Here is a 20,920-nt window from a genome sequence, read left to right on the forward strand (position 1 = left end):
CTCCTGAGAAATGACTATGCAGGTTCGGATCTCTTCCTCTACCGGAGCCTACTGGCAGTGGCGCGGACAGTCAATTTATTACGTTAAAGCAGGGCAGCGACGCGCAGACCGTCCCCCCTTGCTACTGATTCATGGTTTTGGCGCATCCACCGATCACTGGCGCAAAAATGTTGACGGACTCTGCAACGAGTTTGAAGTGTGGGCGATCGACTTGCTGGGGTTCGGTCGCTCTGCCAAGCCGGAGTGGGAATACAGCGCAGACGTCTGGCGCGATCAAATTCACGACTTTATCACTCAGGTCATTGGTCAGCCTGCAGTGCTGGCAGGAAATTCGATCGGCGGCTATGTTTCACTTTGTGTGGGCGCGCAGCGATTGCCCCTTCACGGAACTGCGAAGCAAACGGATACAGTCGCAGGGCTAATTTTGGTGAATCCTGCCGGATCGTTTAGCGAAGCTCCTTCGGTGACCAAGCCCGACCCGTTCCGGGAAGTGTTTTTCAACCTGGCGCGATCAGTGATTTTGCTGCCGATGCCGAGCTATCTGCTGTTTCAGTACGTGCGGCAGCGATCGATTATTCGGCGGACGCTTTCCCAGGTCTATCTAGATCAGAGCGCGGTTACCGATGAGCTGGTAGAAAACATCTACCGTCCGTCCTGCGATGAGGGAGCGGTGAAGGTGTTTGCGTCAGTGTTCAAAGCTCCGCCCGGAGAGAAAAACGATGTGCTGGTCGAGCAGCTAACCTGTCCGCTGCTTATGCTGTGGGGTGAGGGCGATCCGTGGATGAATTCGCGAGAGCGGGGCGCAAGATTCCGTCAGCATTATCCCAGCCTTACAGAATACTATTTGCAAGCCGGACACTGCCCCCACGACGAAGTGCCCCATCAGGTGAACGCGCTCATCCGTGAGTGGATGTTGCAGTTGCCGAAGCCTGCGGTTTCTTCAGTTACGGCTGATGTGACTGTCGATTCTCAATAGAAAATATTTGGAACGGGTATCGATGCGTCCCCCAATTTTGATTCTGGAGGATCTCGGGGGCAATATAGTCCCCTGTCACACTGCTCAAACCACTTCCGATTCACCATGACCTATCCACCGCTGCCTGATTGTCGAACCTATGCCGTTATCGGGACAGGTGCACTGGGCGGATTCTACGGCGCAAGGCTTCAGCAGGCAGGCAACGAGGTGCATTTTTTGCTGCGAAGCGACTATGACACCGTGCGGCAACAGGGCCTAGTTGTGAAATCGATCGACGGAGACTTTCATTTGTCTCAGGTTCATGCTTATCGGGATGTGGGCGACATGCCTGCTTGCGATGTAGTGATCGTTGCCCTGAAAACGACGCAAAATGAGCGATTGCCTCAATTGCTGCCGTCGATCGTTAAACCAAACGGTATTGTTCTGGTGCTACAAAATGGCTTAGGAATTGAACCGCAAGTCGCGCAGGTCGTGGGCAGCGATCGAGTGGTGGGCGGCTTGTGTTTCCTTTGCTCCAATAAAATTGCGCCTGGGGTGATTCATCATGTGGACTATAAGCAGATCACGCTGGGCGATTACGCAGACAGCTATGCCCCCTGTGGAATGACTGATCGCCTGAAGCAAATTGCTCAGGACTTTGAGCAAGCCGGAATCCCGATCATTCCATCTGAGGATTTGCTGATGGCGCGCTGGAAAAAGCTGATGTGGAATATTCCCTTCAATGGCTTATCAGTTGTTCTGGATGCCACGACCGACCGTATTATGGCAAACCCCTTCGCCCGACAGCTTTCGACCAGCTTGATGCAGGAAGTGCTCGACGGCGCAAATGCCTCGATCCAAATGCTCTCCGGTTCTGTCCATCCAGATTCTGCTCATTCAGGTTTTGCCCAGCAAACAGAGACAAATCGTGCCATCCCTGCCGATTTCATTCAAACCATGCTGGACTACACCGAAAAAATGAAGCCCTACCGCACTAGCATGAAGCTCGACTACGACGATCGCCGTCCGTTGGAAGTAGAAGCAATCTTCGGCAATCCGCTTCGCATGGCACAAGCCGCTGGAATCAATCTCCCTCGTGTTCAAATGCTTTATCAACAGCTTAAGTTTCTGGATGGGGAAAGGCGATCGGCTCAATGCTAGCGGGGGTGAAATCTCGAATTGCCTGCATCAGATCGTCTGATGTGCCAATATCACGGTAGCTGCCCTGGGGAAACGGAACGGCGTTTACCGATAAGCCTGCGCCGATGCTCGCCTGAATCACGTCACCGATCGGCAATTCGCGCTCAGCAAGATGGGTTTGGAGAAAACGATGCAAAAACTCGGTGAAGCGAGGAGTCCAGAGGGCGATCGCCCACATATAGCGTAGATGGGTCTGCTGCGGCTTTTCAACAATTTGAAACACCTGCCCTGAGGTTGAATCAAAATCAACCATTCCCGCTTTCTGATACTTCTCGGTGGGAAAGAGCCCCAGCACAACATCTGCCCCAGTTTTTGCTTGCTGCTTCACCAGTTGCACAAAGGCATCTTCCGGCTCCAGCAAAATATCGGGAAAGCCCAGCGCGATCATGGCTCCCTGCACAAAGGGATACGCCTGGTTCAGGGTGTAGGGAACGCCGTGCGGCACATGAACTGTAAGATAGCCCAAGTGCATTTCCAGTAGCGAACCGTCGCCGTAGTATTGCGGAATATCCCACTTGCCTGGACGCAGAATAAAAAACGCTTTCTGGACTCCCGCCGATCGCATGTTCTCTAGCAGATAATGACTCACCACTTTTGGACGCATTCCTCCCTGAGCCGATCGAAAGCCGATCGGATAAAGCTCTTTGCTCATGGGTAAGGGCGCAAGACGAGTTGCCTGCCCGCCTGCCGGAAGGAGACCAATAATTTCAGGAGAACGGAAAGATGAGTTTTCTGAATCATGCGGGGCAGTGGTCATAGAAAAAGCACGGTAGAACAAAGAGATACTTTTCTTAAATTCCTGCATCTGAAGATATTGCAGGACAATTGTGCGGTTGCTTCGCAGCTTTCTGAACAGATGATCGAATTTCTAAAATTTCCGCATCAGCATCAATAGAATCGAGAAAATCAATGCATTTTCATGCGCGATCGATAGGATAACTCACCCTAATAGCTGCACTCCAGAGCACTTCCGCCAAGGGAGCGATCGAGATCTAATGCCTCACCGTGCAGGACGATCAGACGATCGTCAGATGATGAAGACTGGAATCCTGGCTTTAGTAAAGAGCGAGTGGCGTTAGGCGTTAATTAAAGGACAGCTTTATTGTATGGCTACCAGGGGAACGGCTCACCGTGCAGCAGTCACCCGAATGAGAAGAGGTTGCTGATTTTTTGAAGCCTGAGCTTTCGTAGGGGTTGCCCTTGGAGAGATTCACTTTTATCCGCTCGTTACCGTCGTGTCTTCTAGGGGAATAACTAAGGCGTAGTTCGATTGCCCCTCGGATGGTACTGAAAACGCGGCAGGCTCCAAAGCCACAGACTTCGAATGCAGAAAGCATTGCTCCCAGTTCGGCGGCTCCGAGCCTGAAAGAACGACTGGCTCAAAAGCGAAAAGCGGCGCGGCTGCGAAAGGAAATCACCAACTTTACGCTGTTTGCGGTCTTTTTTACGGTAATGGTGGGCGCGCCTCTGGCGATCGTGGGCGGCATCAAAATTGCGATCGCAGCCGTCGGCGGGGTTCTGATGCTGGCGTTTAGTTTTAAGTATCCAAAACTTGCCCTCTGGGGATTTATTATCTATCTGCCCTTTGGCGGCACAATCACCTATGCGATCGGCAATAGTCCTTTGCTTCAGCTTGCCAAAGATGGACTTTACCTGCCGGGGCTGTATGGCATTGTGCAGTACTGCAAACAACAAAAACTGCCGCTGCTGATTCCCAAAGCACTCATGCCTACGCTGGGGATTTTGCTGTTTTTTTGTATGGTGACCCTGTTAGGGGTAAATGGCTATCAGCAGTTTTTTGGCAAACCAGGCGAAAAGCCGATCGCAATGGGCATTTTGGGCTTGAAGGTGATGCTGGGCTATGTTCCGCTTATCGTCTGCGCTTACTATCTGCTCCGCAGCAAAGCAGAGCTACTGTTTTTCACTCGGCTAATGACCGTTCTGGCGATCGTCTGCTGCATTCTGGGCATGGTGCAATATCTGCTGCTGTTAACGGGACGCTGCGAAGGAACCCGGTTTGCGGTAGGCGAAGATTTGTTTAAGGCAACGCTGGAGGCACGCTGCTTTGTGGGTGGCGCGCTGGTCTACAGTCCGCAGCAGGACATGATTCGGCTACCCGGAACGTTTGTGGCTCCCTGGCAGTGGGGCTGGTTTTTGATTGCAAACAGCTTTCTTGTCTTTCCAACTGCGTTTAACGAGCCGAAGTTTTTCTGGCGGATTGCAGGCTATATCGGGCTGGGGCTAATTTTTGTGATGGCGGTCGTGTCTGGACAGCGAATTGCCCTTGCCCTCGTGCCGATCGCGATTGCGCTGCTGCTAGTCTTCACCGGACAGGTTGTGAACCTGAAGCGATTTGTTCCTGTTGCCGTGGTGCTGGGAATTACGCTGACGGCAGGGGCTCTCAATAACATGGCAACCGTTCAGGAGCGGATAAACAGCTTCGTTAGCCGATGGAATGCTTCGCCGCCCTATGCCTTTATTCTGGAGCAGTTTCACTGGGCACTCGATGACAATCTTCTCCTGGGCAACGGGTTAGGACGCGCCACCAACTCTGCCCGTGCCCTGGGAAAAACCGCGCTGGTAGAAACCTATTACCCCAAGATGCTCTACGAGATCGGTCCGTGGGGAACGCTGGCATTTTTAGCAATGGTTACAACGCTAACGGTTCTTTGCTTCAGAGCATATCGGTCGGTGCGCGATCCATCCCTGCGGGGCTACGGTGCAGCTTTCTGGCTGTTTATTCTATTCATCAGCTACAACACCTACTACTATCCGCTCGACGTTGACCCGGTTGCAGTTTATTACTGGTTTTTTGCGGGCGTAATTCTAAAACTGCCAGAGATCGAAAAGCTGGCGCGGCGAGAAGCAGAACAGGAATCGATCACACCTCAAGCTGCCTTTAAAGGAAAAACTACAGGCAAAGGCACAGGTCGATTATCCCGAAAGGGCAACCGCTCTCCCTCAAGTCCGCGAGGTCAGCCGTCATCAAGCCGCGAGCGATCGAGGTCTAAGCGGAGGTTTAAACAAGCCCAATTATCGTCCGAACCGCCCCCTTAGTTCCGCAATATTGGAGAACTTTAAACCGTTTACTTCATGGTTTGGATTTACTTCCTGGTTTGGAGTACATGGAACCGTTAGTCAGGCAGCCTGAATTGCCCTAATCAAACCGAATTCCAATCGCCAAACTGTCCCCGTCCTATTCTTTAACTCGTTCATTTTCCTTTGTCCCTTTCTATCTCCTTCCATGTCTTTTCCTCTCATCTCAATCATTATTCCAACCTACGAACGCGAAACGATTCTCTGTGAGTCGATCGCCTCAGTGCTTCAGCAGGACTATCCTCACTTTGAAGTGCTGGTCGTGGACCAAACGCGACAGCATCAGCCCGACACCGAGGCATATTTGCAGGAAATGGATGCGGTCGGCAAAATACGCTGGCTGCGGGTGGACTGGGCAAGTTTGCCGGGGGCGCGAAACTATGGCGTGCGGCGATCGATCGGGGAGATTGTGCTGTTTCTGGATGACGATGTGCAGTTGCCGCCCGGATTCCTGGCAGCCCACGCCCGAAACTACGACCGCCCAGAAGTGGGAGCCGTGGCAGGACGAGTATTCGATCGCATGAAGCTGGCAGGCACAGAACCGGGATATGCGATCGAAGATTTGCCGCCAGAAGCGATGGATGCGGGAATTGCCTGGTATCACATCGACCTGGTGCATACGGTCAAACCGCAGCAGGTGTTGACAGCGCGGGGCTGCAATATGTCGTTTCGCAGGACGCTGTTTACGCAGCACGACATCTGGTTTGATGAGCGGTTTCGCGGCAGTGCAGTGCGAGAGGAATCGGACTTTTGTTTGCACATTCGCAAAACAGGAATGATCATTTGGTACGACCCGGACGCGCATCTCGTTCATTTGGGCGAGGAATCAGGCGGCTGTCATGACATCAGCACGCGATCGCTTCAGTATCAAATCAGCTTCTATCACAATCATTTCCTGATGGCATTAAAAAATCTCACTCCCTGGCAGGCTTGTCGTTTGGCAGCAAGTTTGTTTGACTGCCACGTTTTGGGGCATCCGCCCTGCTACAAAAGCGGCTCTCCGATTAAGGTTTTGACGCGGGGAATTTTCTATGGCATCGGCTTGCTGGATGCGCTGATGACTCAGGTTCGCGGTTTATGGGATGCGGGTCAGGTCTACACCCAACAAGACAAACTCGATCCGCCAACAAAACCCCTGCGAATTCTGGTGGTGAGCCATACCTACATCGTCGATCTCAACTGCGAGAAACTTCGATCGCTTGCACAGCTAGAGCCGGGAACCGAGGTCGTCGTCGTCGTACCAAAACGCTGGCGACCGGGAGGCGTACAAAAAGGAACGATCGAACCTCGCAGTTGGCAGGAAGGATCGTTTCGCGTTGTGCCCGTTTCTAACTGGAGCGAAAACCATCAGGGATTGCTTTGTTTTGGTGCGGAGCTAGTCACGCTGCTGCAACAGTTTCGTCCCCAGGTGATTCAGGTTGAGCAGGGGTCGCGATCGCTTGCATACGCCCAGCTCATTGTGCTGAATCGGCTGCTGAAGCTCAACGCCAAACTGCTGTTTTTTACCTGGTGGAATTTGCCCTACAAGTTAAAACCCCCGGTATCGTGGCTAGAGCAGTTTAATTTGCGCTATACCAGCGGCATTATTTCGGGAAATCAGGACGGTGCGGAAATTCTACGGCACCACGGCTATGAGGGCAAAATTCAGGTGATGCCTCAGCTTGGGGTAGACGAAGCGCGATTTTGTCCCCAGCCCCAGCACCAACTTGCAGCCCAGCTCGGCATTCAGCCCGATCAGTTTGTGGTGGGCTACGTAGGGCGGTTTGTTCCGGAAAAAGGACTGCTGACCCTGTGCGATGCGCTAGCGGAAATTCACCCCGAATTTAACTGGAAATGGCTACTGGTGGGACGGGGAGACCTGCGACCGACGCTTCAGGAAAAGGCTCAAAAAGCGGGAATTGCCGATCGCTTGATCTGGGTTGAAAGCGTTCCCCATGCCGAGATCTCAAACTATCTCAATCTCATGCACACGCTGGTTTTGCCCTCAGAAACTTCGCAAGATTTTAAGACTCTGACTTCCGCAGGTTGGAAAGAGCAGTTCGGGCACGTTTTGATCGAGGCAATGGCTTGTCGGGTTCCGGTGATCGGCTCCGACTCTGGCGAAATTCCTTATGTAATCGACGATAGCGGACTGACGTTTCCCGAAGGCGATGCTGTGGCACTGCGCGATCGGTTAACGCAGCTCATGGCTCAACCGGAACTGACGCGATCGCTGGCTCAGAAGGGATACGATCGGGCGATGTTGCACTACACCAATCTGGCGCTCGCAAAACAGCAGCTTGCGTTCTATCGGCAACTGGAATAGCCGCTAATTATAAGATTCAACAAACTCAATCCGGTATTCCGGCATTTGTTCGACCTGTGCTCTGGTCAGTCCTGATGCAAACAGTTTCCGCGAATGGGGATGAATGTAAGCTCGTCTTGCAGGCAGCAGCACAATGCGCCCCCAGCCTGCCAGTTCCAGGTCAACCACTACATACTGCGGACGACCATCGTGGCTGCACAAGACATCGCGAACCCGCCCAATTCTCTCGTGCGTGGTGTGGCTCATTACGCCTGCCACTAAATCCGAAAAAATCTCTGCCCCACGCAGGTCATATCCATGAAACTGCTGACGTTTGCGGCTGCCAAAGTCGATTATTTCTACGGGAACCATGATGACGCGAGTAATTGAGTTCTTTTGATTGCTATCTCTACGCTAATTACAACCCCGGCGTTTCACCTCCCTCACAAGCATTAACTCAGAAGTCTTAAAAATTTATTCACTTCTCCCCTGTACCAGCCATGTCTTCTCTCAGAATTCTTCAGATCGTGCCTGCTCTCTCGCTGGTTTACGGCGGTCCGAGCCAGATGGTACTGGGACTGGCAAAAGCGTTGGCAATGCAGGGCGTAGAAGTAACGATTCTCACTACGGCTGCAAATGGCGATCGCGGTCAGCCTGCTTTAGATGTTCCCCTCGGAAAACCCGTTTTTCAAGACGGCTACCGCATTCTTTACTTTCCCTGTGCCCCGTTTCGCCGCTACAAGTTTTCGGTTGACCTGCTGCACTGGCTAGCAGACCATGCCCAGGAGTTTGACCTGGCGCACATTCACGCCTTGTTTTCTCCTGTCAGCACGGCGGCTGCAACGATCGCCCGGCTCAAAAAACTTCCTTATGTAATGCGTCCTTTGGGCACGCTCGACCCAGCTGATCTTCAGAAAAAACGCTGGCTAAAACAGCTTTATGGCACGCTGCTCGAACGCCCTAACCTGAGCCATGCCGCCGCCGTTCACTTTACCAGCACTCAAGAAGCAAAAATTTCTGAGCGGTTTGGAGCCGTCACTCGCGACTGGGTAATTCCCCTCGGCGTTGATTTGCCGTCCGCCCTGCCACCCATCACCCAATCAACTGTGCCTCATCTCCTGTTTCTGTCGCGGATCGATCGCAAAAAAGGCTTAGAGCTCCTGCTGCCTGCTTTAGAACAGCTTGCTGCCGAAGAAATTCCGTTTCACCTGACGATCGCCGGAACCAACCCACAAGACCCAGACTACGAAAAATCAATTCTCGATCGCTTTCAAACTTCCTGCCTTGCCTCCCGAATCACCCTAAGCGGCTTTGTCTCCGGTCCGGCAAAGTGGGCACTGCTGCGATCGGCAGATTTATTTGTGCTGCCTTCTTATTACGAAAACTTTGGCATCGCCGTCGCCGAAGCAATGGCAGCAGGCGTTCCCGTCGTTATCTCCGATCGCGTTCACATCTGGCAAGAGATTCAGCAAAGCGAGTCCGGCTGGATTGCCACCTGCGAAGTTTCCAGCCTGACTGATCAACTGCGATCAGCTCTTCAAAATCAGACAGAACGGCAGCGGCGCGGACAAAATGCTCAAGCCCATGCTCAGACAACTTATGAATGGAAAGCGATCGGCGATCGGCTGATCAAGGCATACACTCAAGCCGTCACGCTGGCTTAAACCTCTCCTCCATCCATTAACCTATCCACTCCTCTCCTGCTACGCTTCCACTCTCCCATTCTCCGATGGCTGCACATCACAAACCACTTCATAAAAAGTGACCTCTGGTGGTTTTGCAAATAGCGGCTTCATCTTTTTGAGAATTGCTTCATGCTCTTGCGATCGATTCGCTTCCATATCAGCAGGGCTATCCCAGAAAATAATTGAAATGCCGCGATCGGTTCCCGGCTCCTGCAACAAGAATGTTCCTTCAAATCCTTGTCCGTAGGTTGAAACTGCCTCTTCATAGAGGCTACAGGCTTCGTCAAATTTACCGGGTTTAAATTCGCCAATCGCAACGTAGGCAAATCTTCGCTTCAAAAAATCTTGAAATTCTGACATAGGTTTACCTAATTTCTATTACGCCAAACTTGAAAAGACCTGTAGGGTTCTGTGTAGAAGTAAGAACTCTTACAGGAGCTTCACTTTTATGATCTGCTGTAGTCTAACGCACTTCATTGGAGCGATCGGGCATCCTTTAACCTTTATTTCGAATCAGAAGACACTCAATAAAAATACTTTCAACTACTTTCAAAAATTCTCCCTTCCTGCCTCATCCCCCCATCTCTTCCATCCCCCAACTCCCTCACCCCGCTGAGGAAACCGCGTTCCCCCGCCTCAACAAATCCCGCACTTCCTCATCCGAAGTCTGATCAAAATTCTCGTACCACTGCCCGATCGAATGAAGCGGCTCTGGCATTAAGAGACAAACTACCCGATCAACGATCGCCGCCAAACTTTTTACAACCTCAGCGGGTGCGATCGGTACAGCCACCACAATTGCTTGAGCCTCAGCCGCCCGAATCGTAGCAATAGCAGCGCGAATGGTCGAACCTGTCGCAATCCCGTCATCGACCAGAATCACAGTGTGCTTCCGCAGATCAGGAAAGGCTCGATCGCCCCGATAAGCTCGATCGCGACGGTTTAATTCCTGCTGTTCCTCAGCGGTCACAGTATCTAAAGCGGCTTGAGTAATCTGCAGCGAGCGAATCACGTCCCGATTCAAGACCATGACATCTCCAGGAGCAATTGCCCCCATTGCCAACTCTTTCTGTCCGGGAACCCCAAGCTTCCGCACCAAGCAAACATCGAGCGGGACGTGCAGCGTAGCCGAAATCTCATAGGCGATTGGAACGCCACCTCTCGGCAACCCCAGCACAATCACATCCAGGCGATCTGCATAGTCTGTAAGCTGGGTAGCAAGCTGCTGTCCGGCCTCTCTGCGATCCTGAAATGGCTGCCTCATCGAAGCCTCCTCCTATCGCTGAGTCAATTTACCGCTCTCTCTGCTTTAAAGGCTAACTCGCCCACTTAGGAAGCAACCGCCAGATTCGCGATTCTTTAAAGTCAAACTCTCAAAGTCAAACCCTCACTCATTCCCCCTCTACCCATCCACTTATCCACCGCTCTACCTCAAAATTCCCAACTCCATTCCCGCCAGCAGCACAAACCCCAACCAGACATTCTGCCGAAAAATCTGACCATAAACACTGGGATCGATCGACGGCTGACGCAACTGCCAGTAATGCCAGAACCACCCCCCACAGCCGATCGCCAGACTCACCCAAAACCCAAAATTCAGATTCAGCAAAAATCCTAGAGCCGCCAAACAGACCGCAGTGCCAGCAAAAAATAGCCCGATCGCAAGCGGCGCATATTTTCCAAAAAAGCGGGCACTGGAGTTCACCCCAATGCGTTCGTCGTCTTCGCGATCGGCAAGGGCATAAACGGTGTCGAAACCGAGGGTCCAAAGAACGGTTGCCGCCCAAAGAAGCCAGGTAACAGGCTGCAAACTTGCAGTCACGGCACTCCAGCTAATCAGCACCGCAAATCCCCACGCCAGCGACAGCACCAACTGCGGCACCGGAAAAACTCGTTTTGTCAGGGGATACAACACGATCACCGGGATCGCCGCCACGCACAGCCAGAAGCTAAACCGATTCAGGTAAGCCGCGGCACCCCAGGCACAGGCAAAAGAGACGATCGCCACCCCAATTCCGGTATTCAGCGAAAGAGCACGGGATGCCAGGGGACGATTACGCGTCCGGTTCACCTGCGGGTCGATGTCCCGATCCCAGAGGTCATTCACCACACAGCCTGCCGCACTGGTTGCCAGAGAACCAATGACAATCACTGCTAGCAGCAGCAGAGGAGGTTTTCCCTGGGCTGCCAGCACCACTGCCCACAGCGCAGGAATCATCAAAATTAGGCGTCCGGTGGGTTTGTCCCAGCGCAGGAGACGGGCGATCGTGAGCCAGGTAGGTTCGGGGGTGGGTTGGGTGAGCATGGCTGGATGGTAGGGGAGCGGTTCAGAGCACAGCGATGATTCCTCAAGCATTTTCTTAAAGAATCTCAATAATTGTGCTGTAACTATAAGTTTGTCATAGGTCTGTGTCATGGGCCTGTGAACTTCTAGCGTAGGCAAGCTTCGGCTTAAGCCGCTGCTAATCAGGAAAGCGGTAATAGAGTGCGATTGAGAGTTTCGATAAAAGCCATTGGGGATGCCAGTGATTTGTTCAAGAATGTGAAATACTAAATTAAAATATTGTTCGCCCAGCCCAGTAGTTTTTTGATTGAGAGCATTCAAAGCGTTTGTATCCGACCGTTTAAAAATCATTTAGCGAATTGTCGCCTATCGCCTCTGGAAGCTAAAGCTCGAATCCAGAGCTGGTTTAAATGAGCAGTCAACCCGGATGAATCAGCCCAGCATCTCGTTCGTCAACTTACTGGATCGATTGACCTACTGGATGTCCAGAAGCGATAAGATGCTGCAATTAAACCCTCAACTCCTGCGACCAAGGATGCCTCAGTCGAAGAACACAACCGCCGTGATGGTGATTGGCGGAGCAGAAGACAAGATTCACGGACGACAAATCCTGCAAACGTTTTTTCAACGCTCTGGCGGCGCGAATGCCAAGATTGCGATTATTCCGTGTGCGTCGCGAGAGCCAGCGGCGATCGGCAGTCGCTATCACGAAATTTTTGAGGAAATGGGTGCCAAGGCGATCGAGGTGATTGACATTCGCGATCGAGACAACGCAGCCAATCCAAGCTGGCAGGCATACGTTGAGGACTGTACGGGTGTTTTCATGACGGGCGGCGACCAGCTTCGCCTTTGTGAACTGCTGTCAGACACGCTAATTATGGAGCGGGTGCGAATGCGGGCACAGCTCGGCGAAATTACCCTTGCCGGAACCAGTGCAGGCGCGGCAGTCATGGGGCAGCAGATGATCGCAGGTGGCGGCAGTGGTGAATCGCCCAATCACTCCCTGGTTGATATGACGATCGGGCTGGGCATTATTCCAGAAGTTCTGGTCGATCAGCACTTTCATAACCGCAATCGCATGGGACGGCTCCTGAGTGCCGTTGCTGCCCACACTGACAAGCTTGGTATTGGCATCGATGAAGACACCTGCGCCATGTTTGAACAGGATGGCGTTTTTCAGGTAATTGGTAAGGGAGCCGTTACAGTGGTTGATCCGGGCCAGGTATCCCACACAAACTATGCCCATGTGACTGATACAGAGCCAATTAGTATTCATAATCTGCGGCTCCACATTCTCACGCACGGTGATCGATTTGATATCTACAAGCGGCAGGTTGTCTCCTCAGGTCGCTAGAGGACTTGTAAACGCGATCGGGCAGGTTGCAGAGCTTTTTACCCTTGTTCTTCTACATCCAAAGACAATCTTTGGGAACTAATAAAGATTGGAATGCAACCCCCGAAGGAGTGAATTTAAAGCGTATTCAAGGTAGCTTGAAAAATATCTTGTGATAAAGACAACATTAAATCGTTACACTGCTGATTAAAACTGAATCTTGTTAATCCATTAAATAGACCAGCTAGATAGACCAGCTAGATCAATCAAAATGTTCAGCGTGGACATTTTACCGCTCCTTAAGGCACAAGACTAGATCTGCATCACCCGCCCCAAATTTTATTGACATCAGCCAGTTATGAAGATCCTCAAAACCCAGACGCTTCGCGGTCCTAACTACTGGAGTATTCGTTATAAAAAGCTCATTGTTGTCCGTCTTGATCTTGAGGAGCTGGCAGAAACTCCATCGAATCAAATTCCTGGATTTTATGAAGGCTTGGTTGCCGCTTTACCCAGTCTGGTCGAGCATTTTTGTTCTCCAGGCTGTCGCGGTGGCTTTTTAAGCCGGGTGCAGGAAGGCACAATGATGGGGCATATCATTGAGCACATCGCCCTGGAATTGCAGACGCTTGCATGCATGCCTGTTGGCTTTGGACGCACCCGCGAAACAGCAACACCAGGGGTGTACCAGGTCGTGTTTGAATATGTCGATGAGCAGGCGGGTCGCTATGCAGCAAGGGCAGCCCTACGGCTCTGTCAAAGCATTATCAGCAGCGGGCATTATCCGCAAGAAGAGCTGGAACAGGATATCGCCGACCTGCGTGATTTTGCGACTCAGGCTTCTCTCGGTCCCAGTACGGAAAATATTGTGCGAGAAGCCGAGGCAAGAGGTATTCCTTGGCTGTCGCTTAATACGAGAGCCATGATTCAGTTTGGTTACGGGGCGCACCAAAAGCGAATTCAGGCAACCCTCAGCAGCCAGACTGGAATTTTGGGCGTTGAGCTAGCGTCCGATAAGGAAGGCACAAAGCAGATTTTGCGCGATGCGGGGGTGCCTGTCCCTCGCGGTACGGTAATTTACTATCTGGATGAGCTGGAGCAGGCGATCGAGGATGTGGGCGGCTTCCCGATCGTGATCAAGCCTCTAGACGGCAACCACGGGCGCGGTATTACGATCAACATTACGGACTGGCAGTTGGCGGAAGAAGCCTATGACGCTGCTAAAGCGGTTGCCAAAGGCGTGATTGTGGAGCGGTACTATGTCGGGCGTGACCATCGAGTCCTGGTGGTGAATGGCAGAGTTGTCGCAGTTGCGGAGCGGGTTCCGGCACACGTAGTAGGAGACGGTCAATCGACGATCGCCGAACTGATCGAAGCAACCAATCGCGATCCCCGGCGCGGCGTGGGGCACGACAACATCCTGACCCGCATCGAACTTGATCGCACCTCCTGGGAACTGCTAGAGCGACAGGGCTATGATCTGGATACAGTCTTGCCTGGAAACGAAATCTGCTATTTGCGAGCAACGGCAAACTTGAGTACAGGCGGCATTGCGATCGATCGGACCGATGAAATCCACCCCGAAAACGTCTGGATTGCTCAGCGCGTTGCCAAAATTATCGGGCTGGATATTGCCGGAATCGATGTAGTTACGTCGGATATCTCCCGTCCGCTGCGCGAAATGGATGGCGTGATTGTCGAAGTGAATGCAGCTCCCGGTTTTCGGATGCACTTCTGCCCCAGTGAGGGAATTCCGCGCAATGTGGCTGAGCCTGTGCTGGATATGCTGTTTCCGCCGGGAACCCCTTCTCGGATTCCGATTCTGGCAGTCACGGGTACAAACGGCAAAACGACCACGACTCGATTACTGGCCCATATCGTGCGGCAAACCGGGCAGATGGTGGGTTATACGACAACCGACGGCATTTACATCGGCGATTATCTGGTTGAGCAGGGCGACACCACGGGACCGCAAAGTGCCCAGGTGATTTTGCAAGATCCCACGGTTGAGGTGGCAGTGCTGGAAACGGCGCGGGGCGGGATGCTGCGATCGGGCCTGGGCTTTAGCGAGTGTGATATTGCAGTCGTGCTGAATGTAGCAGCCGATCACCTGGGCATTGGTGATATCGAAACTGTAGGCGACCTGGCACATCTCAAGAGCGTGCTGCCAGAAACTGCCCGTCCCAATGGATACGCGATTCTAAACGCAGATGATCCGCGGGTGGCGGAAATGGCGGCGCGGGTAAAGGCACAGGTTGCCTATTTCTCGATGAATCCTGATAACGAGCTGATTCAAACGCACACGCAGCAGGGTGGCTTGGCGGCAGTTTATGAAAACGGCTATCTGTCGATTTTGAAGGGTGACTGGACGCTGCGAATCGAGCAGGCGGTGAATGTGCCGCTAACAATGGGCGGACGTGCGCCGTTCATGATTGCCAATGCACTCGCGGCAAGTTTAGCGGCATTTGCTCACGGCATTCGGATCGAGCACCTGCGGGCAGCTCTGCTCAGCTTCAAGGCATCGGCAAGCCAAACCCCCGGACGAATGAACCTCTTTAATCTGGGCAAGTTTCATGCAATGGTGGACTATGCCCACAATCCCCACAGCTACGAGGCGTTGGGTGGCTTTGTTCGCAACTGGTCAGGCGAAAAAGTTGGAGTCGTGGGTGCACCAGGCGATCGTCGCAATGAAGACTTCGTTCTGCTAGGCAAACTTTCTGCCGGAATGTTCGATCGCATTATTGTTAAAGAAGATGAGGATCGCCGGGGACGATCGGAGGGTGAAGTGGCAGCCCTGATCGTGCAGGGAATTCAGTCCGCAGGGCGGTCAGTTCCCTACAACATCATTCTGAAAGAATCAGAGGCACTAGAAACTGCCTTGAGTCAGGCGACCGACGGTGCGCTGGTGGTGATTCTGCCGGAAAGTGTCAGTCGTGCCATCAACCTGATTCAAAGTCGTCATCCCCAGGCAGAAATGACGGTTCCAAAGCAATCTGCTCCAGCAGTGCCCAGTTCGATCGTCACTACGCCAATTTCGGCAACCTATGTTCAGTCTGCAGTCAACAAGCAATAGCACGTCTAGACACTCCTTTGAGAAGGGAGATTTAGGGAAATCTCAATCGCCTTGCAACTTACCTCAGACTTTCTAAATCTTTTCCCTTTCTTTGCTTCGCAGGAAACTAAGTGTAGAAAATAAAGCGACCGCAACGGGTAGGAATCATCCCATCCGTTTTTTGGTGTCTTGAATTGTTTTAATCGGGTTCGTTTTCTCAGGAAAGGCGAACTTATTCCGCATCGAGATCCTGAATTTCAGTCTCCTCCGACGGCTTTTTCACTTCTTCCTTAAAGCCACGCAGCGTTTTCCCTAAGGCACTGCCCAATTCAGGAATTTTCTTAGGTCCAAAAATTAAAACGGCGGCGATCGCAATAATGCCCACTTCGGGCCAACCTAAACCGAACATGAAGTTACCTCGTTACGAGTCCTTTCCATCACTATAGGGCTTGATGCCCCTTGTTAGATTGGGTCAGATTGGCAGAAAATCGGCATTTGCTCAGGCTATCGGCTAGAGGGCAGCAAGGGCGGCTTCTGCGGCAGGAAATCGATCGCTCAGTTCGGGTGCGGTCATGTTCTGGAGCCACTCTAGGAATTTGGGATGACCACTTAATACTTTCGCAATATCAATTCGCATCCCGTTTCGCGGCAGTTCAACCGGGTCGATACTGGTCATTGCCGTGATCAGGGTGATTCCCAGACTGTATAAGTCAGAGGCTTGCACTGCCCTTCTGCCCATTTGCTCAGGCGGCGTATAGCCATCGGTTCCTACCATACTCGCCGTTGTTTCATCGTAGGGACTAAGTGATTTAATCAAGCCAAAATCGACCAGAGAAACGCGATCGATCATTGTCTGCGGCGGGCTAGCCAGCAGAATATTACTGGGGTTGATACCGCGATGAATAATGGGCGGCTGATGCTGATGCAGATCGCACAAAATCTCCAAAACTGCTTTTCCAAGCTGCTGCGCTTCGGCTTCGGTCAGGCGGATGCCCTGCTGAAGATATTGAAAAAGCGAGGTTCCTTCGACGTAGTTCCGCACCAGCACAAAGGCTTTTCCTTCTTCAGGTAACTCAATTTCGAAGGAACCGAAATAGCGCGAGGTTGCCGGATGGTTCAGAGTCTTCAGTACCTCAATTTCATGCTGAAACAGAGTCAGATCGCTGCTCAGCCCCTCTGCATCCCGAGCAATCAGCTTCAGAATTACAGGAGTTTGGGTCTGCAAATCCTGCGCGAGCAGTGTCCGTCGCCCCGATTTTTCGCCTAGCTGCTGTTCGACTTTGTATCGGTCGCCTAGAATCTGATCCGGCATAGCATTCCCTGATCCTGGCTGTAAGTGCAATTTCTCTGAATATACTCTTAATTTAGAGCATGCCTAATTGCCTGGTTTAATTGACTGATTTGCTGTAGGGCGATCGAGGATGCTGCCGCCGCGATCGAATCCTGCTTTGGAGCTGGAAGAATCTTCTGTGAGGAAATGCACTCTGTTGTAAATTCATATCAATTCAGGGGGATAAATCGCTTCTGCGATATGCTGAGAAATTGGCGTTTGAAAGCCGCCCGAAGGGGTTCATTTTTGAATTCATGTATTAATACAACCTGCAATCTTTTATGTCTTCCTCCGCCGTTTCAATCCGTGAGCAGCAGCATTCGCTTATTCGTCATCTTGCCGATGCGATCGATTCAACCTGGCAGCAATTTCTGGATTTGTCGCCCTATCATTTGCCCGAAGATTTAGGCTATGTGGAGGGACGACTAGAAGGTGAAAAGCTGACGATCGAGAATCGCTGCTATCAAACGCCGCAGTTTCGGAAGCTGCACATGGAACTAGCAAAAATCGGTAACTCGCTCGATATTTTGCACTGCGTTATGTTTCCGCGCCCGGAATACGCCCTGCCACTGTTTGGCTGCGACTTGGTGAGCGGACGGGGACAAATCAGCATGGCGATCGCCGATCTGTCGCCGGTGGGAACCAATCGATCGCTGCCGAAAACCTATCGAACCAATCTCGCTGCTCTACCGACGCTTGAGTTTTCTCAGTCTCGCGGTTTGCCGGAGTGGGGCACGATTTTTTCTGAGTTCTGTTTGCTGATTCGTCCGGTCAATGAAGCCGAAGAAGCGCAGTTTCTTGCACGGGTGACAGACTTCCTCAAAATTCACTGTCAGCAGGCAACCGCAACGCAGCCCACCCCCGATCGCCGCGACGAAATTCTGGCAGGACAACGCCATTACTGCACCCAGCAGCAGCAAAACGACAAAACCCGCCGCGTCTTGGAAAAAGCCTTTGGAGAAGCCTGGGCAGAGCGATACATGACCACGGTGCTGTTTGATATGCCGATCGTTTGACCCAAGAGAATGCTCTGAGACAATTCAATGATTCACGTTGTTGGAATTGGTCTGGATGGCACATCTGGGCTGGCGGAATCGGTACGTCAAGTGGTCGATCGTGCCACGCTGCTGGTTGGCAGTGCTCGTCATCTCGATTATTTTGCGGATCATCCTGCCGATCGCCTCGTGTTAGGTGATTTTCGTACGGCAATTCAAGCGATTCGCGATCGATTAAATCAGAATTTAAACCCGCAGGAGGAATCCGGCACGGTTGTTTTAACTTCTGGCGATCCGCTCTTTTTTGGCTTGGGTCGGCTGCTGCTAGCAGAATTACCGCCCGATCGCCTCACGTTTCATCCCCATCTCAGTTCGGTTCAGCTTGCCTTTAGTCGGGTGAAACTGCCTTGGCAGGGGGCTGCGCTAATTAGTGCCCACGGTCGCTCGTTAGAGGAGTTGACGCGGGTGCTGCAACAGGGAACTGAAACGATCGCCGTGCTCACCGATTCCACGAATACGCCTGCTGCGATTGCGCGGCATGTACAGGGGCTTGATTTACCGCTCGCCTACCAAGTCTGGGTATGTGAAAATCTGGGCGGGACGGATGAACAGGTCAACTGCTTTTCACCTGAAGAACTGCACGATCGGTCGTTTGCCCCTTTAAATGTAGTGATTCTGCATCGATCGTCTGAGGCTGACTCGCCGGATCTGGCAACCCTGCCTGCTTTCGGACTGCCGGATCATCTGTTTCTCAGCTTTTCCGATCGTCCGGGATTGATGACCAAGCGTGAAGTCAGAATCCTCATCCTGGGAGAATTGAGTCTGCCTCCGTCTAAGCGTTCCGTCATTTGGGATATTGGTGCAGGCACAGGCTCCGTTGCGATCGAAATGGCGCGGCTTTATCCCGATAGTCAGGTTTATGCGATCGAGCAAACTGCCGCCGGAATTAGTCTGATCGAGCAAAACGCAGCCCGATTTGGCGTTAAAGTCATTCCCGTTCATGCCAAAGCCCCCGATCGGCTGGAAGAACTACCCGCGCCCGATCGCGTGTTCATTGGTGGTAGCAGCGGTCAACTTGCAGAAATTTTGCATCAGTCCAGTCAACGGCTTGCCCCCAATGGAACGATCGTGCTGGCAATGGCAACGCTGGAAAATCTGACCCGATCACTGTTGTGGCTTCAGGAGCAAACAGACTGGAATCATCGACTGCTGCAAATCAATCTGGCGCGATCGACTCCCGTCGCAGACCTGACCCGATTCACACCGCTTAATCCTGTCACGCTACTGACGCTAGAACGCCAAGCCTAAAATTCCGCCTGTCGCCAGCAGGAATAGCAGCCCCATCGCACCTGCCAGCGGTTTATTGCCAATGCCCGTCACCCATTCACCGACCCGGCCTTGATAGTGAATCGCTCCCAGCGTGTCCAGGCTTGCCATGACCCAAATCCAGCCCGCATGGAGTCCCCAGGCAAGCCCCAGGTTGCCCCGATCGACCGATCGCGCCAGCACTAGCACCAGTCCCATCAAAAAGAGTCCAGGGAGCTGGGGCAGGTTCTCTTTGCCTTCCCAGACAAGATGCAGCACGGCGAAAATTAAGCTGGCAATCGTTGCTGCGACCCAAGGCACAAAATCACTTTGCAGCGTCGTCAGCAGAAATCCGCGAAAAATGAGTTCCTCGGTCAGGCTAATCCAGGTTCCAATCAGCAAGGTGGTGAGCAGGGTCGGGAGAACTGGAACGGGAGATTGAGCCGTAATCGTTTCCGTTGATTCTGTTGCTAATGAAGACTCAGTGGGAGGCAGTTGCCGTTTTACCCAGCCCAATCGCCACTCCAGCAGAAACAGGCTGAGCAAGCCTAGACTACCAAACGCTAATCCTCCGCCAAACGATCGCAGCAAATCGCTCTGCCAGGGCAAGCCATAATCTTTAAATCCTTTTCCTTCAAGCGCAACAATTCCCCACAAAACAAGTGGAGCTAACGCATAAAGCGAGGCAAGCAGCGGCAGTTTTTGAGCTGGAGAAATGGGCTGAGGAAATCGCCATTTCACAGCTTTGGCGATCGGGAGGGCGATCGGCAGCCAGCAAACTAGCCAAAGCACAAAAAACACCAATACTCGCAAAACTGCGATCGCATTGAGCCAAAAGGATTGAGCTAAGAGCAAGCAGCTATTAAGGGATAGAATCAAGGACGTTTCAGACAAAGATTTGAAATCGGGGACGAACCACAAAAAGAGTTTCTCCTAAGCCGATGCGAAGCAGTTCCCGCCGGGGGTAATCGATCGTCTTACTGAGTTACTCCTCTTTATTCCTCATCCTCAGAATCTTCGTCTGCACTGCTTACCTGAATCAGATGAATGTGCTTATAGCCTAGCTTGATTTCAAACTCGTCCCCAGGCTTCAATCCCATCTTTTCCGTATAGGTCGAGCCAATCACGATCTGACCATTTTTATGCACACTCACACGATAAGTTGGCTCTCGACCGCGTCCATCTTTTGTGCCTTCTGCATCGAGCGTGGTTCCTTTCGCTTCCAGCAAAGCCTCAAAAAAATCAGCCAGATTGACCCGCGTTTGGCTATTTCTGCCGACCGTGTAGTAGCCGCATCGTTTTGCCTTTTCCCGACGGGGCAAGTGTGAAAGTTCTTTTACTTTTTGAAGTAGGGCTTTTCCGGTTAGGGGGGTCGGTGAAATATCGTTCATTGCTCTTCCC

At 52.2% G+C, this 20,920-nt stretch carries 18 protein-coding genes and 1 pseudogene; 10 read left to right on the forward strand and 9 right to left on the reverse strand.

Going from position 1 to position 20,920, the window contains the following annotated elements:
- Positions 1–16: 16 nt before the first annotated feature.
- Complete coding sequence (locus tag NDI45_RS19905; RefSeq protein WP_190794143.1) at positions 17–976, forward strand: alpha/beta fold hydrolase; 960 nt, start codon at positions 17–19, stop codon at positions 974–976.
- Between the two features lie 105 nt (positions 977–1,081).
- Positions 1,082–2,116 (forward strand): 2-dehydropantoate 2-reductase, encoded by a 1,035-nt coding sequence (locus tag NDI45_RS19910; protein ID WP_348248420.1) that lies wholly within the window; start codon positions 1,082–1,084, stop codon positions 2,114–2,116.
- Here NDI45_RS19910 and NDI45_RS19915 read toward each other — a convergent pair.
- On the reverse strand, positions 2,076–2,912 hold the full coding sequence (locus NDI45_RS19915) for a sugar phosphate nucleotidyltransferase (protein WP_348248421.1): 837 nt from the start codon (positions 2,910–2,912) through the stop codon (positions 2,076–2,078). The genes NDI45_RS19910 and NDI45_RS19915 overlap by 41 nt on opposite strands.
- A gap of 524 nt (positions 2,913–3,436) precedes the next feature.
- Between NDI45_RS19915 and hpsL the strand changes: the two genes are divergently transcribed.
- From hpsL to hpsO, 3 genes and pseudogenes are all read left to right on the forward strand, one after another.
- Positions 3,437–5,212 (forward strand): hormogonium polysaccharide biosynthesis protein HpsL, encoded by a 1,776-nt coding sequence (gene hpsL, locus NDI45_RS19920; RefSeq protein WP_348248422.1) that lies wholly within the window; start codon positions 3,437–3,439, stop codon positions 5,210–5,212.
- Positions 5,213–5,399: 187 nt separating this feature from the next.
- Positions 5,400–6,365: pseudogene (gene hpsN, locus NDI45_RS19925) on the forward strand (hormogonium polysaccharide biosynthesis glycosyltransferase HpsN); the annotation flags it as partial.
- Between the two features lie 21 nt (positions 6,366–6,386).
- Positions 6,387–7,556 carry a hormogonium polysaccharide biosynthesis glycosyltransferase HpsO gene (gene hpsO, locus NDI45_RS19930; RefSeq protein ID WP_348248438.1) on the forward strand — a complete coding sequence of 390 codons (1,170 nt, stop codon included), beginning with the start codon at positions 6,387–6,389 and terminating at the stop codon, positions 7,554–7,556.
- A gap of 3 nt (positions 7,557–7,559) precedes the next feature.
- Here hpsO and NDI45_RS19935 read toward each other — a convergent pair whose 3' ends face one another.
- A complete protein-coding gene (locus NDI45_RS19935) occupies positions 7,560–7,907 on the reverse strand; it encodes a PRC-barrel domain-containing protein (protein WP_348248423.1) in 348 nt (115 codons plus the stop codon).
- Between the two features lie 128 nt (positions 7,908–8,035).
- On the opposite strand from NDI45_RS19935, the gene hpsP reads away from it, so the two are divergent.
- Entirely contained in the window at positions 8,036–9,199 is a 1,164-nt protein-coding gene (hpsP, locus tag NDI45_RS19940) for a hormogonium polysaccharide biosynthesis glycosyltransferase HpsP (protein ID WP_190794138.1), read from the forward strand.
- 39 nt (positions 9,200–9,238) lie between these two features.
- Here hpsP and NDI45_RS19945 read toward each other — a convergent pair whose 3' ends face one another.
- The 3 genes from NDI45_RS19945 to NDI45_RS19955 form a co-directional block, all read right to left on the reverse strand.
- Positions 9,239–9,580, reverse strand: coding sequence for an antibiotic biosynthesis monooxygenase (locus tag NDI45_RS19945; protein ID WP_190794137.1), 342 nt, complete (start codon positions 9,578–9,580; stop codon positions 9,239–9,241).
- Between the two features lie 244 nt (positions 9,581–9,824).
- Entirely contained in the window at positions 9,825–10,484 is a 660-nt protein-coding gene (locus NDI45_RS19950) for a phosphoribosyltransferase (protein WP_348248424.1), read from the reverse strand.
- A gap of 162 nt (positions 10,485–10,646) precedes the next feature.
- A complete protein-coding gene (locus NDI45_RS19955) occupies positions 10,647–11,525 on the reverse strand; it encodes a 4-hydroxybenzoate solanesyltransferase (protein ID WP_348248425.1) in 879 nt (292 codons plus the stop codon).
- 478 nt (positions 11,526–12,003) lie between these two features.
- Here NDI45_RS19955 and NDI45_RS19960 point away from each other — a divergent pair, with 478 nt between their 5' ends.
- Positions 12,004–12,858 (forward strand): cyanophycinase, encoded by an 855-nt coding sequence (locus NDI45_RS19960; RefSeq protein ID WP_348248439.1) that lies wholly within the window; start codon positions 12,004–12,006, stop codon positions 12,856–12,858.
- A gap of 337 nt (positions 12,859–13,195) precedes the next feature.
- Positions 13,196–15,910 carry a cyanophycin synthetase gene (gene cphA, locus NDI45_RS19965; protein ID WP_190794339.1) on the forward strand — a complete coding sequence of 905 codons (2,715 nt, stop codon included), beginning with the start codon at positions 13,196–13,198 and terminating at the stop codon, positions 15,908–15,910.
- A gap of 211 nt (positions 15,911–16,121) precedes the next feature.
- Here cphA and tatA read toward each other — a convergent pair whose 3' ends face one another.
- Together tatA and NDI45_RS19975 are read right to left on the reverse strand one after the other, a co-directional pair.
- The gene (tatA, locus tag NDI45_RS19970) at positions 16,122–16,298 is read right to left on the reverse strand and encodes a twin-arginine translocase TatA/TatE family subunit (protein ID WP_190794338.1); all 177 of its coding nucleotides are present in this window, start codon (positions 16,296–16,298) and stop codon (positions 16,122–16,124) included.
- A gap of 102 nt (positions 16,299–16,400) precedes the next feature.
- Positions 16,401–17,201, reverse strand: coding sequence for a serine/threonine-protein kinase (locus NDI45_RS19975; protein ID WP_348248426.1), 801 nt, complete (start codon positions 17,199–17,201; stop codon positions 16,401–16,403).
- A 299-nt stretch (positions 17,202–17,500) separates the two neighbouring features.
- On the opposite strand from NDI45_RS19975, the gene NDI45_RS19980 reads away from it, so the two are divergent.
- Positions 17,501–18,235, forward strand: coding sequence for a phycocyanobilin:ferredoxin oxidoreductase (locus NDI45_RS19980; protein ID WP_348248427.1), 735 nt, complete (start codon positions 17,501–17,503; stop codon positions 18,233–18,235).
- A 27-nt stretch (positions 18,236–18,262) separates the two neighbouring features.
- A complete protein-coding gene (gene cbiE / locus NDI45_RS19985; RefSeq protein ID WP_348248428.1) occupies positions 18,263–19,522 on the forward strand; it encodes a precorrin-6y C5,15-methyltransferase (decarboxylating) subunit CbiE in 1,260 nt (419 codons plus the stop codon).
- Here cbiE and NDI45_RS19990 read toward each other — a convergent pair.
- Both NDI45_RS19990 and NDI45_RS19995 read right to left on the reverse strand, forming a co-directional pair.
- On the reverse strand, positions 19,505–20,398 hold the full coding sequence (locus NDI45_RS19990) for a CPBP family intramembrane glutamic endopeptidase (protein ID WP_348248429.1): 894 nt from the start codon (positions 20,396–20,398) through the stop codon (positions 19,505–19,507). The two genes, cbiE and NDI45_RS19990, sit on opposite strands and share 18 nt — an antisense overlap.
- A gap of 116 nt (positions 20,399–20,514) precedes the next feature.
- On the reverse strand, positions 20,515–20,910 hold the full coding sequence (locus tag NDI45_RS19995; protein WP_190794333.1) for an AbrB family transcriptional regulator: 396 nt from the start codon (positions 20,908–20,910) through the stop codon (positions 20,515–20,517).
- Positions 20,911–20,920: the final 10 nt, after the last annotated feature.

The organism is Leptolyngbya sp. GB1-A1 (assembly GCF_039962475.1).
Taxonomy (GTDB): Bacteria; Cyanobacteriota; Cyanobacteriia; order Elainellales; family Elainellaceae; genus Leptolyngbya_A.

Excerpts from the sequence above, each read along its gene's own strand:
- NDI45_RS19915 (WP_348248421.1), bottom strand. The coding sequence starts at position 2,912 with ATGACCACTGCCCCGCATGATTCAGAAAACTCATCTTTCCGTTCTCCT.
- NDI45_RS19980 (WP_348248427.1), top strand. The coding sequence starts at position 17,501 with ATGTCTTCCTCCGCCGTTTCAATCCGTGAGCAGCAGCATTCGCTTATT.
- NDI45_RS19955 (WP_348248425.1), bottom strand. The coding sequence starts at position 11,525 with ATGCTCACCCAACCCACCCCCGAACCTACCTGGCTCACGATCGCCCGT.
- NDI45_RS19995 (WP_190794333.1), bottom strand. The coding sequence starts at position 20,910 with ATGAACGATATTTCACCGACCCCCCTAACCGGAAAAGCCCTACTTCAA.
- hpsP (WP_190794138.1), top strand. The coding sequence starts at position 8,036 with ATGTCTTCTCTCAGAATTCTTCAGATCGTGCCTGCTCTCTCGCTGGTT.
- hpsL (WP_348248422.1), top strand. The coding sequence starts at position 3,437 with ATGGTACTGAAAACGCGGCAGGCTCCAAAGCCACAGACTTCGAATGCA.
- NDI45_RS19905 (WP_190794143.1), top strand. The coding sequence starts at position 17 with ATGCAGGTTCGGATCTCTTCCTCTACCGGAGCCTACTGGCAGTGGCGC.
- cbiE (WP_348248428.1), top strand. The coding sequence starts at position 18,263 with ATGATTCACGTTGTTGGAATTGGTCTGGATGGCACATCTGGGCTGGCG.
- NDI45_RS19945 (WP_190794137.1), bottom strand. The coding sequence starts at position 9,580 with ATGTCAGAATTTCAAGATTTTTTGAAGCGAAGATTTGCCTACGTTGCG.
- NDI45_RS19960 (WP_348248439.1), top strand. The coding sequence starts at position 12,004 with ATGCTGCAATTAAACCCTCAACTCCTGCGACCAAGGATGCCTCAGTCG.
- tatA (WP_190794338.1), bottom strand. The coding sequence starts at position 16,298 with ATGTTCGGTTTAGGTTGGCCCGAAGTGGGCATTATTGCGATCGCCGCC.
- NDI45_RS19975 (WP_348248426.1), bottom strand. The coding sequence starts at position 17,201 with ATGCCGGATCAGATTCTAGGCGACCGATACAAAGTCGAACAGCAGCTA.
- cphA (WP_190794339.1), top strand. The coding sequence starts at position 13,196 with ATGAAGATCCTCAAAACCCAGACGCTTCGCGGTCCTAACTACTGGAGT.
- NDI45_RS19950 (WP_348248424.1), bottom strand. The coding sequence starts at position 10,484 with ATGAGGCAGCCATTTCAGGATCGCAGAGAGGCCGGACAGCAGCTTGCT.
- NDI45_RS19935 (WP_348248423.1), bottom strand. The coding sequence starts at position 7,907 with ATGGTTCCCGTAGAAATAATCGACTTTGGCAGCCGCAAACGTCAGCAG.
- NDI45_RS19910 (WP_348248420.1), top strand. The coding sequence starts at position 1,082 with ATGACCTATCCACCGCTGCCTGATTGTCGAACCTATGCCGTTATCGGG.